Raw genomic sequence first — 17836 nt, forward strand, 5'->3', positions numbered from 1 at the left:
CTTCTAGGTTCCAGGTGCTGTTTTTATATTATAAAAGTGTAATGCTTTTCAAAAATAGTATAGTCCCTGCTTAATATATAAATTTAAGTATAGTTCCAAACATTAACATCATCAAAAAGGGTGTGATTTAAACGATCAATTACTTGCTGAAGGGTATGTTGAAGCTGCTACACTAATTGTGTTTTGTAATCAAGATATTTGAGAATATTCAATGGGGTCTTCAGCCTTCTGTAAATTGAGGTATGATAGCCCACACTCTGAATAATTCAGCTTGAAGTTTTAATAATTTATTGTTTAGTTGAATCTGTTTCATATTGGCTTCTATTAGGTTGTTCTCTCTCGTGTTTATCAGGAACAAGCTACTACCGCCTAATTCAAATTTGCGATTTTCTGCGTTCACCATTGTTTGATGGCTTTTTACTAGGAGCTGCATTTGCTCTATTTGCTTTTTGAGCGTATTGATTTCAATCAATATGCTCTTAATTTTGTTTTCCAGAATAATTTCCGTGTTGATCAAATCGAACTTAGCATTTGCTTTTTTCAGTTTTGCAAGCTCTAATTCTCCTCGTTCTTTTCTTAAAAAGAGGGGAACACTAACCTGAACACCTATCTTGTAATTATCATTTATAAAATAATCCCACTGATTACTTCCGTTTAAAAAATTATACTGAAGATCTATATCCGGTAATAATTTATTTAGTTTTAATCGTCTTTCATATTCCAGGGATTCAATCTTCAACCCAAGAGATTTAATTTTGGGATGATTTTCAATGTTTTCTGATTGTAAAACCTGATTGGTTTCAAGGACCTCCTCTAATTGATCCTGTGATACTTTTGTTGGGTAGATGTTCTCCTTGAGCTCAATAGGTGTATTCTCTTCAGCCCATAAAAAACCAGACAACTTTAGGGAAGCCTTTTTCAAATTTAAATTGGCCTGCTCCAGCTCAAGTAAACGTTTTTGATGACTAATACCTGCTTCTACGGTATCTATGGCAGGTTTATCACCTGCATTGTAGCTCTGAACAACACCTTTTAATCTTACTTCGGCATTCTTAGTAAAACTCTTAAATATTTTTACCTCAGTATAAGTTTGTAGCCAATTAAAATACGTTATAGCTGCATTAAAAAGGATTTCATTAATAGCTATATCCTGATCGAATTTAGCTTGTTCCTGATATAGTTTAGCTTGTTTAAGGGTTGTTGTTCTTTCATTAATTAAAAGGTCCTGGCCTATTGGGATGGCGATTCCAGCGGTTATCATACCGTCGTCCGGCAGGGTGTTTTGAGGATTTAAATACACACCAGAATTTTTATCATAGCTTGCTTTAAGCTCAACACCAAACCAGGTTGGGATTTTAAAACTGGTGTTAAGAAGTTCGTAATACTTTTGATCTTTATATTGTTTTTTAGCCAGACTTCCTTCAATTTTTGGATCGAAGGAACCTCTGGCTTTACGAAGTTTAGCCTTTGCTGTTTCGTCAATGAGTTTTGCTTGTTTAACAATGGGATGATAAGCTTTTACCAATTGAAGGTATTCTTCAAAACCCAGGTATAGCGTATCTTTGGTCTGTCCTTGTACAGACCAGGGGAAGAAACAAAGTGTCGATATAATCAATAATAGATTTTTCATTAACCTTTTTTGGATTCAGATTGTGAATTTTTTGGGGTATAATAATTTGGAGGAAAACCATTTAATTTACGCCATAATTCATACCAGATAGGCACATTTTCTAATAACGCAATGGTGCTGGCTCCGGCTCCGATACGCATTTGTTGAGGCCATTCCTGTTCTTTTTCATCGGGAGCGAGTAAAACACGGTATTTACCATTATCACTAATGTAATTTTCTATTGCGACTATTTTAGCTCCATAGGTACCATAAGATATATTTGGCCAACCACTAAATACTATTGCCGGCCATCCATCAAATCGAACTCTTACCTTTTCTCCTATATGAAGGAGGGGCAAATCTATAGGGCTGATATAAGTTTCCACTGCTATATCATAATCAGCGGGCATAATGCTCACTAATTTTTCTCCTTCTTTGAATGTTTCCCCAATTCCACTTTGAAGAACTTTATTGATATAACCAGACTGTGGGGCTCTTACATAGTACAGATCATTCCTTTTTTGATAATTAGCATAGGAGGTTTCTAATTTACTAACATCTGCAATGGTTTGAAATCGATCTGTTTCGGCTGTTGCACGATCGCTTTCAGCCTTACTTATTTTGTCGTTGTAGGTAGCTGAAATTCTACTGATATCGAGTTCTGCATTAATCAAATCATTGCGACTTGCCAGAAGTTTGTTCTTCTGTGAAATTAATTTAGCCTGAGTCTCTTGAAGCTTTAGTTTCTTATCTTCAACACTGGCAACGGATTTCAATCCTTCTTTTTGAAGTTGTTCTGTACGATTGTATTGACTTTCAGCGATAGACAAATTGGTTTTGGCAGCTTCGAGGTCGATACTGTCACTAACCAACTTTAGCCTTGTTTGCTCAATTTTATTTTTAGCTTGTTTTAGCTTCAAATTTTTCTCGGTAACCAAAGCATTTACCTGTGAACTTAACGATTTTATTTTTTGCTCATAGGAGCCTACAGATTGTTTTTTTGCATCTAATTGTTGCTCTGTCCGATTTATTAGGTTTGGATCAAAGTATTCCTGTTTTACTTCGGATATGAATAAGATGGTATCTCCTTTTTCCACAAAATCACCTTCACTTACAAACCATTCTTCAATTCTTCCAGGGATTGGTGATTGAATGGTTTGTGGACGTTGATTTGGTTTTAAGGTCGTAACGTATCCGGCTCCTGAGACGGTTTGTGTCCAAGGTATGAAAAGGATCATAATAGCCAGGATGCTAAGTATGATCACAAACCTGTTAAATGGTTTGTACTTTCGATCTTTCAAAACCTTTTTACCAGCTTTGAAGTTTCGAAGGTCGACCTTTTCATTTAAAGCATTATGCGTTATATTCAACATGACTTCCAGATGTTTTGTTTAATATTCCATTATCAAGTTCGAAAACCTGATTGCAGTATTTTTCCCAAATCGGGTCTCTGCTAGTTACGATGATTGACCAATTGTGTTCTTTACTAAATAAAAACTCAATAATTCCTTTTTCTTCTTCAAAATCCATTTGATCTAGTGGATCGTCCAAAATAAGTACAGCAGGTTTTCTAAGGATACTTCGGGCCAATACTATCTTTTTTGATACAGAATAAGGAATGCCCAAACCTTCAGGATAAAGTACAGTGTTTAACCCATCAGGCAATTTCCTTACAAAATCAAGTAACCTCATGTTTTTAATTGCCCAATGTATTTCTTCTGTAGTAATGTCTTTATTTCCAAAGGTCAGATTGTCATAGAGGGTACCTTCAAAAGGTGTTTCCTCACTAAGGGATTGACCCAAACGAGCCCTGTAATGGTTGAGATTAATACTATGTTTAGATATATCATTCAGGTATATATCTCCTCTTGATGGTTCTATAAGACCAGCTATTAGTTTTAATAACGTGGACTTTCCAGAGCCATTTTTACCTTGAATAAGTATTTTGTCATTAGGGTTTATTTTTAGATTAATATTTTCCAGGATCGTTTTATTATTAAAGCCTTTGAAAGCTACATTATGAAGTTGAATAGATATAGGTTGATTTATGGCAAACGGAGCTTCACCTTCCTGACTTTCGAGTTCTTTGTCAACCACCTGACCAAGTTTCTCTAACGAGGTTAGTATGTCATAAAATGATTCCAGACCTGTGATCATTTTTTCAACAGAGCTAATAATTAAGAGAATTATAATTTCAGCCGCCACAAATTGGCCGATGTTCATTTGTTGATTCAGCACCAGTATTCCACCAATAATTAGCAATCCTGCGGTTACCAATACCTTGAATCCTATCATTAAGATAAATTGAATCCGTATGATTCTAAAATGACTTTCTCTGGCGTCAAGGTAATGACAGACAAGTTCATCATTTCTATTTATCGCATGATTGGTATTACCGGAAATTTTAAAGCTCACCAATGTTCTGGCAATCTCCTGAAACCAGTGAGCGACCTTATATTTGTACTTACTTTCTACAATGCTCGTTGCCAGTCCTTTTTTAGCTGTTAATCGAAATACCACATAGATAAGAAAGACCATTAGGAAACCGTAAACTATAAAGAGTGGATGATACAACGACAGTAAAATCAGTCCGAAAATTATTTGTACCAGGGCTGCAGGAAAATCCAATACAATCTTTGGTAATGCTTTTTGAATAGTAAGTACATCAAAAAATCTGTTTGCCAGTTCTGGCGGATAGAAATTTTTGAGCTGTTCCATTTTGATTTTTGGAAAACGATATGAAAACTCAAAGGACGCTCTGGTAAATATTTTTTGTTGAATATTTTCTAAAATTCGAACCTGCATCAACTGGAATATTCCAACAAAGGAAACACCGAGTGTTACCAGCAGTATTAAGACAATCCACGAGGTTGAAATTCTGGCGCCTTGTATCAGATTAACAATCGCCTGAATTCCCAGGGGAACAGAGAGACTAAGTAACCCCGCCAGGATCGCATAGTATAGAATTTGCAGGAAATCTTTTTTATCCAGTTTTAATAAACCAGTAAGTCGTTTCCAGGTATTTAGTTTTTGAGAATTATTTTCTTCCATTAATTTAAAATTTTATCAACCATGTCAACAAAAAAGTCAGATGGTTTTTTATACTCCTCGTATTCATGAAGGGATTTAAAATGCGTGATGATAAAGTGTTGATGAATTGATCCATCAATTATGTTACTGGCCAATGAACTAGGATAAGGGTACTTAGGATTTACTTCTAAAATCATTTCCCTTAATCTGTTCACCAGTCTTTTATAGGTTTGGAAATACCCTTCTTTATTTTCTTTGTCTACGTTTTTTGTCAGGAATGATTTAGCGGAATCATTAATAATGATATTATTTAAACTGACCTCGTTAATATGTTCAAATTTATTGTCTTCCTTTACGACTTCACTCAGTACTTCAATGGCCTTAATTAACTTATTTTTGGGGTCGGATATGCTATTTGTTGTAAATACAAGTTGATATTCTTTCCATCCCCAGTACCATGAGGTGAGGTATACCAAGAGTTTATGTTTATTTTCAAAGTAGCGATATAAAGAACTTTCATTAGACTTAATTCTGTTCCCCAGCTTCCTGAAGGTGAAATCTTCAAAACCGATTTCATCTATTAATTCTATTGAATGTTGAATAATTCGTCTTCCAAGATCTGTACTTTGAGGATCTTTGAGATAAATACCTTCATTAATTGAAATTTTTAAGTCTCGTAATAATGTATTCATGGCTCATTTTTTTTGCAAATAAAATACAATTCCTTTAGAAATAAAAGTAACAGTTCTATCAATAATAGTATTACTATTAAATTTATGATAGTTTTATGAAAATTTGTTATTAAAAAGATAAGCATGTGTTTTTCCAAATGCCAATTCAGGGATTAAGCAGCCTACTGCTTTTAGACGCTTCAATACTTAAAAATTAAATGAAAGGAATTTTAGATATCTTGGACTAATCGTTCATACCCTACCCAAAAAATATTTTTCTTAAAGTGACTTAATTAAATCTTATGTGTCAAAATATAGTGATAGCACTATGTTAATAATCCATAAGTTTGGAACAAGCAAAAATTGATAAGAATTTAACGGATGAAGATCTTGTAGGCCGCATTGTTAAAACGAATAACACACATTTATTTGCTATACTTTACGATCGTTATGCTGATGTTGTATATAACAAATGCCTGAGTTTTTCAAAATCAACTGAAGAAGCCCAAGATCTCACTCATGATGTCTTTGTACACTTATTCGTTAAGTTGAGAACTTTTAAGGGTAAATCTAAATTTTCCACCTGGCTGTATTCATTTACATATAATTTTTGTGTCAACTATGTACAAAGGGAACTCAAGAAACGTAAGGAGAAATTTATAAGCTCAGAAGAGATGGGGCACTTTTCCGGGGAGTCTGTTGAGATTAGTGATGAAGATATATTTGATCTTAAATCGGATAAGTTGGAGAAGGCTCTAAAGTTAATAGACCCTGATGCCAAAATGATATTGTTGATGAAATATCAGGATGATTTTAGTATTAAAGAAATAAAAGAATCATTAGATATTGGAGAGAGTGCAGTTAAGATGCGTTTGAGTAGGGCCAAGAGCCGATTGATTGAAATCTATAAAAATCTTTAGTTATGGAAAATCCTTTTAAGAAAGTAATACATAACGAAAAATTACCTGAAGTAATTAAGGATAAGGTAATGAGCGATGTTGCCATGATTAAGTTGACTCTAGACCTGGCCGATTTATTTGCTGTTAAATATCCAGAGTCTTTGGAAGAACTATTAATGATTGCCAGAAGAAATAAAAATAATTAATCCAGTAAAACCTGTTAGATAATGAAAACTACCATTGATTTAAGATTATTAGAGAATTTGTTAGAGAGTATTTATGAAGTTACCCCCAAGTTAATAGGTGGGATTGTACTAATTATTGTTGGCTGGCTTGCATTGAAAATGATATTGTTTGTGATTAAAAAGTCATTGAAATTAACGCGTATAGATGATTTGGCTAAAAAGTTTTACGAAAATAATCCCATTCTATTATCAACGATAAAATTAGAGCCAACCAAAGTAATTCTATTCTTTGCTAAATGGTTTTTAATTTTGGTTTTTGTAATTATTGGGGCTGACATGCTTGGATTAACAATGATATCAAATGAGATCGGAAAATTGATTGCCTATCTTCCAAAATTCTTTAGTGCCATTCTAATATTTGTTTTAGGAATTTATGGAGCCGGACTCCTCCGAAATGCCCTGGCAAGTCTTATTAAGGCATTTGATTTGAATGGTTCAAAAGCCATAAGTCAGATTGTTTTTTATATTTTATTTGTGATTGTTGCAATCATGTCTTTGAGTCAGGCTGGAATCGATACGAGTGTTATTACTAATAACATGTTTTTAATCATGGGTGCTTTTTTGTTGGCCTTCACTTTAGCTTTGGGACTGGGATCGAGAGATGTTATTCTTAGGCTTTTGCTTGGCTTTTACTCAAGAAAGAACTTTCAAATTGGTCAGCGAATAAAGATAGATAAGGTCGAGGGTGAAATTATAGCCATTGATAATATTTGTTTGGTGTTGATGAGCAATAATCAAAAAACAGTATACCCAATTAAACAGGTTGCCAGTAAGAAAGTGGAGATTTTAGAAGGTTAATATGTTTATTAATTGTGTGTTGAGGAATTTGTTAGAATAAAGTTTATAACAATGTGACCAATTCTACTTTTTTGTGTCTTAATAGATATAAGAGAATTAAAAAAACTACAACCCTTGGAAATCGCAATCTTATTAATAGTATCACTACTACAAATAACAGGACTTATTATTTTGATTGTTTTTAGCATAAAAAGCGTTATTGATTATAGAAGACTAAAAGAGAGATATTTGAATATGCAAAGTATCGATATCATAAAACAAAAAGATTTTACTTCGTATTTATAATATTTAAGAGTACATGGTTTTATAACTATGTAGTTTGGTTTATTTGGTTTAAGGCCCAGCGTTTGTTGGGCCTTATTTTTTATGAGTCATTCAATTACAGTTTTTACGAAATTTCCGCTACTTTCTTTTTTTGATGTAACTTTATATAAAATAAGGTACTCTCTTGTTAAAAGTATTCGTATTTCTGACATCGGGAACTTCTAATTTTTTAAGGTTGGTTAAACAATTTTTTATGGCACGTTTTTTAATTGTATTGGCACTTTTAATCCTATCATCATGCGCCACTTATAAGATTAACGCTGAAAAGGATTCTAATAATCATGTTGATCATTATGATGAAATAGCCCATACCTTTTATCTTATAGGCGATGCGGGTTATCCTAAAAATGGTAAAGCACCTGAAGCATTACTGGCAATGACAGAGCGATTTGCATCGGCATCTAAGGAGGATTTTTTGATATTTTTAGGTGATAACATTTATCCGGATGGACTTCCTGGAGATGATAATCCAGAAAGAGATCAAGCGGAATTGGCCTTGAAGCTTCAAACTGATGCAGCAAAAAAATTTCCCGGCAGTGTGTACTTTATTCCTGGAAACCATGATTGGTATAGTGGTGTTAAGGGGTTAAAAAGACAAGAAAAGTATGTAGAGGATGCATTAGGAAAAGATTCTTTTTTACCAGAGAATGGTTGTCCCATCGAAAAGGTGAATATCGATGATAAAACAGTACTGTTAATTGTCGATTCTCACTGGTATATCACAAACTGGGATCGGCATCCTACCATTAATGATGAATGTGAAATAAAGACACGAGATCATTTTTTAGATGAATTTACGAGTGAAATTAAGAAGGCACGTGGTAAGACTACATTAGTAGCTATTCATCATCCCATGTATAGTAATGGACCTCATGGAGGAAGTTATTCTTTTAATGACCATTTAAAGCCAATTCCTATATTAGGAACCTTAAAGAATGTGTTGAGAACCACCACAGGAGTTGTGAATGCTGATATGTCTAACCGTTTTTACAATGACTTGCGTAAAAAATTAATTACTGCGGCACAACACAATGAGAATGTGATTTTTCTTTCAGGACATGAACATAGTTTACAATACATCGCTTCTGATAATTTAAAACAGGTTGTCAGTGGATCGGGTTCTAAAAGTACTCCGGTAAGGAAGCGAAATAATCAAGATTTTGGGTATCCTGCCCATGGTTACGCTATGATGACCATGTACAAGAATGGCTCAATAGATCTAAGGTTTATTGACGGTAGTACAAATTCTATAGTATTTGAAAGACAAATTAAGGAATCAACAAAAGCCTCTACTTTTGATTTTCCACAACAGTATCAGGATTCTGTTATTTCAGAAGTATATAGTAAGGAAGAGACTTCGAAGTCTAAATTATATAAACTTTTCTGGGGTGACAGATACAGTAAATATTTTAGTACCCCGGTTAAGGCTAAAACAGTATTGTTAGATACTTTGTATGGTGGATTGAAACCAACAAGGAAAGGGGGTGGGACACAATCTAAATCATTGCATTTCGAAGATTCTGAAGGAAAGCGATTCGTCATGAGGGCTGTTCGTAAAAGTGCAACCCAATATATTCAGGCGGCGGTGTTCAGTGATAATTATTTGAAGGGGCAATATGAACATACAGAAACGCAAAAGCTAATTGAGTATGTTTTTACAGGTTCACATCCTTATGCCCCGATTGCCATAGCAACTTTGTCTGATGCTGCTGGTGTTTATCATCTGAATCCACAGTTGTTTTATGTGCCAAAACAACCGGCCTTGGGGAACTTTAATTCTGAATTTGGGAATGAGCTTTATCTTTTGGAGGAACATGCTTCGGAGGGGCATTTACATTTGGCTGAAGGAAATTTCACAGGAGACATAATCAGTACTCTTGATGTGATTAAAGAGATACATTCAGATGAAGATGTTGTGATTGATCAGACTAATTACATAAGAGCCCGATTATTTGATATGTTGATTGGAGACTGGGACAGACACCATGATCAATGGAGGTGGATGGAGTTTAAGGAAGATGGTAAAAAGGTCTACAGACCACTGCCACGAGACCGGGATCAGGCCTTTTCTAAAATGTCGGATGGACTTATGTTAGGGGTTGGGGTAAATTTAATTCCAGCTGCACGATTATTACGCAAGTATAGTCCGGATCTTAAAGATGTAAAAGGAGTTAATATGGAACCTTATCCTTTGGACATGGCGTTTTTAACAGATATTGGTAAAGAAGTATGGGATGCTCAGGTAAGGTTTATAGAAGAGAATGTTACTGATGAGGTTATTGAAGAAGCCATGGCCTTTATGCCTTCAGAGGTTCAAGATGAGACGGTACTTGAAATTAAAGAATTGCTCAGGCAACGAAGGGCTAATTTGCAGAAAATAGCCAACCGTTATTATAAGTTAATTAGTAAGTATGGAGTTATTACGGGTACCAATAAAGATGATTATATAGAGATATCCGCTCTGGACAATGGTAATGTGGTCGTTTCCATATTTAGAAAGAAAGATGATACTATCAAAGATCGATTTCATCATAAGGAATATGATCCTGGACAAACTAAAGAATTATGGATTTATGGGTTAGATGATGATGACACTTTTGTTGTAAAGGGAAAGAACCGGCATATAACCATACGGTTGATTGGTGGGCAGAATAATGATGATTATATGGTTGAAGAAGGGAGGAAAATTGTTATTTATGATTACAAATCAAAAAAAAACAATCTCGATAATGCTACCAAAGCTAAGGTGATTTTAACGGATGATTATGAGACTAATGTTTATAATTACAAGAAGCTTAAAGCAAATACGAATCAGATTGTTCCCTTATTGGGGGCTAATCCTGATGATGGTTTAAAATTAGGGTTCGTTGACACCTATACTACCTTTGGGTTTGAGCGAAACCCATTTACTTCGCAACATAGATTTAATGCAGCTTATTATTTTGCTACCAATGGATATGAGCTTAATTATACCGGAGAGTTTGCTCATGTATTGGGTGAATTTAATTTGGGTATTAAAGCCCAATTTAACAGTCCAAATTTTACTCTTAACTTTTTTGGTTTTGGTAATGAAACCGGAAACCCTGACGATGAACTCGGGCTTGATTATAATCGGGTTAAAACTCGAACATTTCGTCTAATGCCACAACTTATATGGAATTCAGAACGCGGTTCTAAGGTAACATTAGGGATTAATTATGAATCTATTGAGGTAGATGATACTGAGAATCGATTTATTTCCGAAATCAATGTATTACCCGTATACTTATTCGACGAAGTACAGTATGCTGGGGTGCATGCCCAATATGATTTTATTAATTATGACAACAGGGCATATCCTACTAATGGAATTAAATTTCATTTGGAAGCAGGTTATAAAAAGAACCTTGATATGAACGATCGTGGTTTTGGGTATTTGATTCCTGATTTGGTATTGGTTCAAAAGGTAGAACATTCAGGAAAACTGGTTTTAGGAACCCGAATGAAAGGACATTTCATATTAGGAGATGATTATGAATTTTATCAGGCAGCTTCGATAGGAGGAACAGATGGTTTAAGAGGGTATCGGAATCAACGATTTACCGGTAAAAATTCCGTTTATCAAAACACAGATCTAAGATATAGTTTTAGTCAGGTGAAAACAGCTTTAGTGCCTGTACGTGTGGGTATTTATGGTTCGTTTGATTATGGACGAATTTGGTTGAAGGATGATGAATCAAGCAAATGGCATAATTCTTATGGGGGCGGTTTTTTCATGAATGCAACAGAAATGATTACGGCCAATTTGGGTGTATTTGATTCTTCGGATGGAATGCGAATTGCCTTTTCATTAGGATTTGGATTCTAATTGATGATCACAGCATCTGATTACGATCTTAATGTTTTTTGGTTAAATTAAGGGCGTATCTTTGTCTAACAGTATACCCTACTTGTTTTATGACTTCAACGGAGGAAAAATTAAAAGAACGGATTAAAGAACTTACCTGTTTATATGAGGTAACATCGATCGTGGCAAATGCTAATTATAATGATATTGAGTCTTCTCTTGAATCTATAGCATTTTGTGTAAAGAAAGCCTGGAGGTATCCTGAGGATACCAGTGTAGAAATAAAAACGGGAGACTATCAGGTAAAAACTGAACTATTTAGTAGTTCGAGTGTTTTCCAACAAATGCCAATAAAGGTTTTTAATAAAGTTGAAGGAGCCATTACCGTTTTCTATCCGTCGGAGTTGTACACTTTGGCAGATTTTCTTCCTGAAGAGGCCCTTTTGCTTCAGAATATAGGTATTGAGATTGGAAATGTTCTTGAGCGAAAACAAATCAAAGAAAATGAGCAAAAGATTCAGCGACAGATCGAGCGAAATGATCGGTTAAGTATTTTAGGAGAAATTACCGCTGGAATTGCTCATGAGCTCAATACACCTTTAGCAAACATATTAGGGTATTCAGAGCTTTTGAAAAACAGAATACAAAATGAACCAGCCTTGATCTCTGATCTGGACAAGATAATCAATAGTGCAATTTTTTCTCGGGAGGTTGTAAAAAAGCTCATGTTTTTTGCCTGCGAAATGCCACAGCAAAAAGATGAGGTAAATATTGTTCCGGTTATTGAAGAAGCCATTGAGCTTTTGAAGCCTGTTTTTGCCAAAAAAGAAATTCGACATCAATTTGATCACAATAATGATCGTATCTATTTGAAGGTTGATACGATTCAATTGACCCAGGTTATTTTTAACCTTGTTCTCAATGCCATTTATTTTTCTCCCAAGCAAGGGTTTATAAAAATAACCTTGGAAGACTATCCAGAAAATATTCAACTAGGTATTAGCGATGAAGGGCCGGGTATAATTGCTGATGCGGAAAAAATATTTGATCCATTTTACACGACGAAGCCGGTAGGTGAAGGATCGGGTTTAGGTCTAAGCGTTGTTCATGGAATAATAAAAAGTCACCAAGGTTCTATTACATATCGGAAGAATCATCCAAAAGGAACTATTTTTGTGGTTGATTTCCCAAAAAGTAATTCATGAGTTTACAGAGAGAAAATATACTTGTCGTTGATGATGATGTAAATATACTTGAAATGTTACAAAGGCATTTACAGTCGCTTCATTATCATACCTATAATGCTATTTCTGTGAAAGAGGCAGTAGCCATATTACGGGAAACGGATATTGATTTACTCATTACAGACTTAAAGATGCCCGGAATAGACGGACATGAATTAGTTAAGTATGTTGCCGAAAATTATCCGTTAATTCCAATATTAGTAGTTTCAGGTTATCCATCTGTAAATGATGCTTTGAATGTTATTAAATCAGGAGCTATAGATTATCTGGTAAAACCATTTACACATGAAGAATTAAAGCAAGCTGTCTTAAAATCATTTAAAGGCAGTAAAAAGATAAAAACTAGCAGTAAGCCCAGAGATTTTAGTTCGAGTTCGAATTATGGGGAGCTCATCGGTGAATCCTCGGAAATTAAAGAAGTTTTTGAAATCATCGATCGTGTTAAGGACAACAAAGCTACAATTTTTATTAATGGTGAAAGTGGTACCGGTAAGGAGCTCGTAGCAAGAGCCATTCATTACTCCGGTAAGTTTTCCCGCGCACCATTTATTGCTGTAAACTGTGGGGCTATTCCTGAAAATTTGTTGGAATCAGAGTTGTTCGGTTATGTAAAGGGAGCTTTTACCGGTGCTGATGCGAACAGGCAAGGTTTTTTTCAGGCTGCAAATCATGGAACTATATTTTTGGATGAAATAGGTAATGCTTCTTTAGCTGTTCAATCCAGACTCTTAAGAGCGCTTCAGGAGAAAGAGATAACCAGAATAGGATCACAAAAGGTAGAGAAAGTTGATTTGCGCATTATAGCGGCTACTAATAGTGATTTGAAGGAATTAATTGCAAAAAATGAATTTAGAGAGGACTTATACTATCGTTTATCAGTGGTACAAATTAATGTACCACCCTTAAGGGAGCGTAAGTCTGATATTTCCTTATTGGTGGATAGATTTATTAAAAAATATGGTCCGGAGTATAAAGACCGAATTACACCAATATCAAAAGCTGCGCTGGAAGTTCTGGAAAGATATGATTGGCCTGGTAATATACGCGAACTGGAGAATGTTGTTCAGAGAGCTATTATTATGTGTGATAAAACAATTGAGGTAATGGATCTTCCGGATCATCTTAAATATAAAATTAACTTTTCACAAGAAGGATGGTTGCCTTTAAGAGAAATGGAAAAGGAATATATTTTAAGAGTCTTGGCTGCAGTCGATAATAATAAGACCAAAGCCGCTGAAATTCTTCAAATAGATCGTAAAACACTACGACAAAAAATACAATAGTTAATAGGGGGAAATCTCCCCACCTGGGGAAATTATCCCCACAACAAGATTCTTTCTTAAAAATAAAATAACACTCAATCGTCTGTTTTTCAGCCGCTTGTGTTTTGTTGTGCCTGAGTTCTATTCTTTATGGCATATAGCTTGCCTTATACATAGAAATAATTTTTAAAGGCCATGCAAAATCAAATTAACATTTGTGCTACTTGTATCAACTTTTCTGATTGTGTGTTTATTCAAGGGAAAGGAATGATTTGGTCATGTAGTGAATTTAATTCAGAAGTCGAGAACAATTAGACACATACTACTTAAAACAAATTGAATAAAAGAATTATTGAAATGGTTACAAAAGAGAAAAAGAAAGGCATGTTTGAGAATGTTATTCAGCAATTCAATACTGCCGCAGATCAGATCAATTTAAATCCGAATATTAGAAAGATTCTAAGTATTTCTAATAACGAATTAATTATACGTTTTCCAGTGAAAATGGATAATGGAGATGTTGAGATATTTACAGGATACAGGGTACAGCATAATAATGCTTTAGGTCCATATAAAGGAGGGCTAAGGTATCATCCAACAGTAGATATCGATGCAGCAAAGGCCTTAGCCATGTGGATGACCTGGAAAACTTCATTGGCCGGATTGCCTTATGGTGGTGCTAAGGGGGGGATTCAAATAGATCCGTCAAAATATTCACAAGCGGAACTGGAGCGAATTACCAGAAGGTTTACCTATGCTTTAGGGGAAAATATAGGACCTGAGCACGATATACCTGCACCTGATGTTAATACCAATCAGCAAACTATGGCATGGATAGCTGATACGTATATGTCTACTAAAGCGCCGTCGGAAAGATCTAAAAATCAACATGTAGTAACGGGTAAACCAGTTGGTTCAGGAGGTTTGGAAGGAAGAGACAGGGCAACAGGATACGGTGTGTTTTTAAATATAAAATTCTGGGCGGAAAAGAATAACCTAAACCTTAGCGGGAAAAAATTTATTGTTCAGGGATTTGGAAATGTAGGATACTGGGCAGCTTATTTTTTAGAAAAGGAGGGAGCACATTTAGTAGGTGTGCAGGATGCTTATGCTACTATTTCTAATGAAGAGGGTATAGATGTTGAGGATTTATTGAATTATTCCAAAAGTAATGACGGGATGATTAAGGGTTATACAAAAGCCTCTACTTTGCTTCAGGATCAGTTTTTTGAAATTAGTGCTGATATCTGTATACCAGCTGCACTGGGAAATCAAATTACTGATGAGAATGCTGATAAAATCAAGGCCTATCTAATAGCTGAAGGAGCTAATGGACCAACTAATTATGAAGGAGAGCAAATGCTCTTAGCAAGAGGGGTTCAGATCATACCGGATGTTCTTTGTAATTCAGGAGGTGTTATTGCCAGTTATTTTGAATGGTTGCAAAACAGGAATGGCGAGTTATGGTTGTTAGATGAGGTTCTTGAGAAGCTAGAAAAGAAATTAAGAACGGTTTTTGAAAATGTATGGGATACTTCTCAAGAAAGAAATATTAGTATGCGTAATGCTGCATTTAGCATTGCGATTGAGCGAATTGAAAGAGCCTATATTCAACGTGGTATATTTCCATGATATATAAAAAAGTAGCTATGAAATATGAGGGTATTGTTATAGAAAAAAAGGAGTTTGTAATTCTGAAACGTCTTTTAAATACGGCAGGTTATGGTCAAGAAGATGCTCGTGGTAAATCTATATACAGATTAAAGCAGGAACTAACAACCGCTTTAGTTTACAGCGAGGAATTTATGCCAGAGGATGTTATTCGTTTTAATTCAGTAATCACTGTTGCCTCAACTGATGGTTGGCAAAAGCAATTTACCCTTGTAATGCCGAGTGATGGTGATTTTAAAACCAATAAAGTATCGATTTTAACGCCTATGGGAGCCGCAGTAATTGGATATGCTAAAGGAGACATCATTGATTGGGAATTTCCAGGTGGGTCAAAGCAAATTACTATCACGGAAGTTAAGCAGCCTTCAGGATTTATAGATGCAAATATTATTTTATAAAAGACAATGAATATTTTAAATACAGAGGACTCTTTTGAAATAGATAGGATTAGAAAAGATTATACTGAAGTCTCTAATTGGATTGAGCATTTAGAATTTATAGCTAAAGAATTAATGACTTTAAAAGACATTGCACAACAATATCTTGTTGAGCATGCCCTGGAATATTCTTTTGATGCCTATTTGGAGGAAAACAGAAGTGATATAAGTGCTTTATATAACTATCGTTTTACTCTGGAAGGGCAGAAGGAGTGTCAGGATGTGGATTGTGATGTTTTTTATAAAGAACATCACGAGTCGATAAGAGAAAAATATCATGAAACTGTCGATAAGTATAAACGATTAAAAAATAAAGTAATTGGTAATCTCTAGGCGAGAGTTAGTTTTAGGTTAGTGACTAAAGTTGTTTTGAATTACCATCAAGCCGGGGTCTTTTTTAAAAAGTTCTATAAATCAGTAGTTTATTGGGTATACTATCTCTTCATATTCAATTACAGGGCCCCGGTATTTTTTTACAAATTACATGAACCAAACCAAACCAAGAAATTAGTCTTCTATGAAAAAGGAACCATATACTATGGATGAAATATTAGCAATGGTTAAGGAAAATAAAGATGGTAAAAGTATTCAGGCTATCGCCAAGAAATTTGACATCGATAAAAAAACTTTATACCATTGGATTGTTACTTATGGGTAATAGGGTTTTATATTGATTGTTTAATACAGCAACTGATATTTGTTATTTTACATTAGTGGATGCCGTAAATATTCCGTGAATGTTTATATTCGAGGATGAACAAACACTTATTATCACTATTATTTATTGCGTTTTCTCAATTTTTTCAGGCACAAGAAATTGAGATACTGCCGGAAGTAAAAATTTTAAAAGAGGGATTTATTTATAACAATTTTCCAATTCCCCAATGTCATTCCTCTACCGTTGTTGAGCTTGAAAATGGTACAATTATGGCGGCATGGTTTGGTGGTACTCACGAGAGGCATGTTGATGTTAGTATTTATAACGCTGTCTTCGATGGATCAACCTGGACAAAACCAGTAAAAGTAGCTGATGGCCTTGTAGATGATACCCATCGTTATCCGACATGGAATCCGGTTTTATTTAAAAACAAATCCGGCGTTTTATTTTTGTTTTATAAAGTAGGGCCATCTCCTAGTGATTGGTGGGGAATGTATAAAACATCGCAGGACGAAGGAAAAACATGGACGGAAAGCAAAAAACTTCCTAAGGGTATTTTGGGACCAATAAAAAATAAGCCATTCCAATTTGAAGATGGGACTATAGTAAGTCCATCGAGTACTGAAGATGGAGCTGTTTGGAAGGTACATATGGAAATTTCTAAAGATGGGGGCTATCATTGGGAGAAGGTATTGGTAGATCAGAAGTCTGACTTCAGGGCAATTCAGCCAACATTATTAAAATTGAATGAAGGAAGTATTAAAGCTTTAATCCGCAGTGATCAAAATGTACTTTTGGAAAGTGAAAGTTTCGATGGAGGTGAATCCTGGTCTCATCTTAAAAAGACCACTGTAGCAAATCCTAACTCTGGAATTGATGCGGTAACCCTGAAAAATGGAGGTCACTTATTAGTATACAATCCTATGGTTAGCGGTAAAGACTGGTGGGAAGGCAGGAATGAATTAAAATTAGCCTATTCAAAAGATGGTGATGTCTGGCAAAATATTTATACCCTAGAGGAGAAAGAGGATGGGGAGTATAGTTATCCGGCTATAATTCAGATGAACAATGGTAATGTATTTATAACTTATACCCATAACAGAACGAAAATCAAATATGTGGTATTAAATTTAAATTCCCAGAAGGAATAATTTATTGAAAA

Annotated in this window: 15 protein-coding genes; 11 read left to right on the forward strand and 4 right to left on the reverse strand. The window is 34.8% G+C overall.

Going from position 1 to position 17836, the window contains the following annotated elements; all coding sequences use genetic code 11:
- Nucleotides 1–220: 220 nt before the first annotated feature.
- The 4 genes from P278_RS02725 to P278_RS02740 are packed head-to-tail and all read right to left on the reverse strand — an operon-like array spanning nucleotide 221 to nucleotide 5331.
- Nucleotides 221–1630, reverse strand: coding sequence for a TolC family protein (locus P278_RS02725; RefSeq protein WP_038261998.1), 1410 nt, complete (start codon nucleotides 1628–1630; stop codon nucleotides 221–223).
- A complete protein-coding gene (locus P278_RS02730) occupies nucleotides 1630–2982 on the reverse strand; it encodes an HlyD family secretion protein (protein WP_038262001.1) in 1353 nt (450 codons plus the stop codon). The genes P278_RS02725 and P278_RS02730 overlap by 1 nt, the downstream gene beginning before the upstream one ends.
- Nucleotides 2963–4660: a peptidase domain-containing ABC transporter gene (locus tag P278_RS16910; protein ID WP_038262003.1), complete on the reverse strand. Its 1698-nt coding sequence runs from the start codon at nucleotides 4658–4660 to the stop codon at nucleotides 2963–2965. Before P278_RS16910 ends, P278_RS02730 begins: the two co-directional genes overlap by 20 nt.
- A complete protein-coding gene (locus tag P278_RS02740) occupies nucleotides 4660–5331 on the reverse strand; it encodes a TetR/AcrR family transcriptional regulator (protein WP_038262005.1) in 672 nt (223 codons plus the stop codon). Before P278_RS02740 ends, P278_RS16910 begins: the two co-directional genes overlap by 1 nt.
- A gap of 326 nt (nucleotides 5332–5657) precedes the next feature.
- Between P278_RS02740 and P278_RS02745 the strand changes: the two genes are divergently transcribed.
- The 11 genes from P278_RS02745 to P278_RS02790 all read left to right on the forward strand — a co-directional run bounded on the left by P278_RS02745 (nucleotide 5658) and on the right by P278_RS02790 (nucleotide 17825).
- Nucleotides 5658–6230: an RNA polymerase sigma factor gene (locus P278_RS02745; protein WP_394331289.1), complete on the forward strand. Its 573-nt coding sequence runs from the start codon at nucleotides 5658–5660 to the stop codon at nucleotides 6228–6230.
- 2 nt (nucleotides 6231–6232) lie between these two features.
- Nucleotides 6233–6415 carry a hypothetical protein gene (locus tag P278_RS02750; protein WP_038262011.1) on the forward strand — a complete coding sequence of 61 codons (183 nt, stop codon included), beginning with the start codon at nucleotides 6233–6235 and terminating at the stop codon, nucleotides 6413–6415.
- Nucleotides 6416–6436: 21 nt separating this feature from the next.
- Nucleotides 6437–7252, forward strand: a complete 816-nt coding sequence (locus tag P278_RS02755) for a mechanosensitive ion channel family protein (RefSeq protein WP_051413374.1) — start codon at nucleotides 6437–6439, stop codon at nucleotides 7250–7252.
- A 517-nt stretch (nucleotides 7253–7769) separates the two neighbouring features.
- The gene (locus P278_RS02760; RefSeq protein WP_038262014.1) at nucleotides 7770–11423 is read left to right on the forward strand and encodes a metallophosphoesterase; all 3654 of its coding nucleotides are present in this window, start codon (nucleotides 7770–7772) and stop codon (nucleotides 11421–11423) included.
- Between the two features lie 89 nt (nucleotides 11424–11512).
- Entirely contained in the window at nucleotides 11513–12607 is a 1095-nt protein-coding gene (locus P278_RS02765) for a sensor histidine kinase (protein ID WP_038262016.1), read from the forward strand.
- A complete protein-coding gene (locus P278_RS02770) occupies nucleotides 12604–13929 on the forward strand; it encodes a sigma-54-dependent transcriptional regulator (protein WP_038262021.1) in 1326 nt (441 codons plus the stop codon). Before P278_RS02765 ends, P278_RS02770 begins: the two co-directional genes overlap by 4 nt.
- Before the next feature lie 336 nt (nucleotides 13930–14265).
- A complete protein-coding gene (locus tag P278_RS02775) occupies nucleotides 14266–15540 on the forward strand; it encodes a Glu/Leu/Phe/Val family dehydrogenase (protein ID WP_038262259.1) in 1275 nt (424 codons plus the stop codon).
- A gap of 17 nt (nucleotides 15541–15557) precedes the next feature.
- Nucleotides 15558–15977 carry a GreA/GreB family elongation factor gene (locus P278_RS02780; RefSeq protein ID WP_038262262.1) on the forward strand — a complete coding sequence of 140 codons (420 nt, stop codon included), beginning with the start codon at nucleotides 15558–15560 and terminating at the stop codon, nucleotides 15975–15977.
- A 6-nt stretch (nucleotides 15978–15983) separates the two neighbouring features.
- Nucleotides 15984–16349, forward strand: coding sequence for a hypothetical protein (locus P278_RS02785; RefSeq protein ID WP_038262024.1), 366 nt, complete (start codon nucleotides 15984–15986; stop codon nucleotides 16347–16349).
- Between the two features lie 184 nt (nucleotides 16350–16533).
- Complete coding sequence (locus tag P278_RS16385) at nucleotides 16534–16674, forward strand: helix-turn-helix domain-containing protein (RefSeq protein ID WP_082436070.1); 141 nt, start codon at nucleotides 16534–16536, stop codon at nucleotides 16672–16674.
- Nucleotides 16675–16769: 95 nt separating this feature from the next.
- Nucleotides 16770–17825, forward strand: a complete 1056-nt coding sequence (locus tag P278_RS02790) for a sialidase family protein (protein WP_038262028.1) — start codon at nucleotides 16770–16772, stop codon at nucleotides 17823–17825.
- Nucleotides 17826–17836: the final 11 nt, after the last annotated feature.

The organism is Zhouia amylolytica AD3 (assembly GCF_000511935.2).
Lineage (GTDB): Bacteria > Bacteroidota > Bacteroidia > Flavobacteriales > Flavobacteriaceae > Zhouia > Zhouia amylolytica.

Coding starts and splice junctions, on each gene's coding strand:
- P278_RS02740 (WP_038262005.1), bottom strand. CDS start 5,331: ATGAATACATTATTACGAGACTTAAAAATTTCAATTAATGAAGGTATT.
- P278_RS02760 (WP_038262014.1), top strand. CDS start 7,770: ATGGCACGTTTTTTAATTGTATTGGCACTTTTAATCCTATCATCATGC.
- P278_RS02755 (WP_051413374.1), top strand. CDS start 6,437: ATGAAAACTACCATTGATTTAAGATTATTAGAGAATTTGTTAGAGAGT.
- P278_RS02790 (WP_038262028.1), top strand. CDS start 16,770: ATGAACAAACACTTATTATCACTATTATTTATTGCGTTTTCTCAATTT.
- P278_RS02780 (WP_038262262.1), top strand. CDS start 15,558: ATGAAATATGAGGGTATTGTTATAGAAAAAAAGGAGTTTGTAATTCTG.
- P278_RS02725 (WP_038261998.1), bottom strand. CDS start 1,630: ATGAAAAATCTATTATTGATTATATCGACACTTTGTTTCTTCCCCTGG.
- P278_RS16910 (WP_038262003.1), bottom strand. CDS start 4,660: ATGGAAGAAAATAATTCTCAAAAACTAAATACCTGGAAACGACTTACT.
- P278_RS02730 (WP_038262001.1), bottom strand. CDS start 2,982: ATGTTGAATATAACGCATAATGCTTTAAATGAAAAGGTCGACCTTCGA.
- P278_RS16385 (WP_082436070.1), top strand. CDS start 16,534: ATGAAAAAGGAACCATATACTATGGATGAAATATTAGCAATGGTTAAG.
- P278_RS02770 (WP_038262021.1), top strand. CDS start 12,604: ATGAGTTTACAGAGAGAAAATATACTTGTCGTTGATGATGATGTAAAT.
- P278_RS02765 (WP_038262016.1), top strand. CDS start 11,513: ATGACTTCAACGGAGGAAAAATTAAAAGAACGGATTAAAGAACTTACC.
- P278_RS02775 (WP_038262259.1), top strand. CDS start 14,266: ATGGTTACAAAAGAGAAAAAGAAAGGCATGTTTGAGAATGTTATTCAG.
- P278_RS02785 (WP_038262024.1), top strand. CDS start 15,984: ATGAATATTTTAAATACAGAGGACTCTTTTGAAATAGATAGGATTAGA.
- P278_RS02750 (WP_038262011.1), top strand. CDS start 6,233: ATGGAAAATCCTTTTAAGAAAGTAATACATAACGAAAAATTACCTGAA.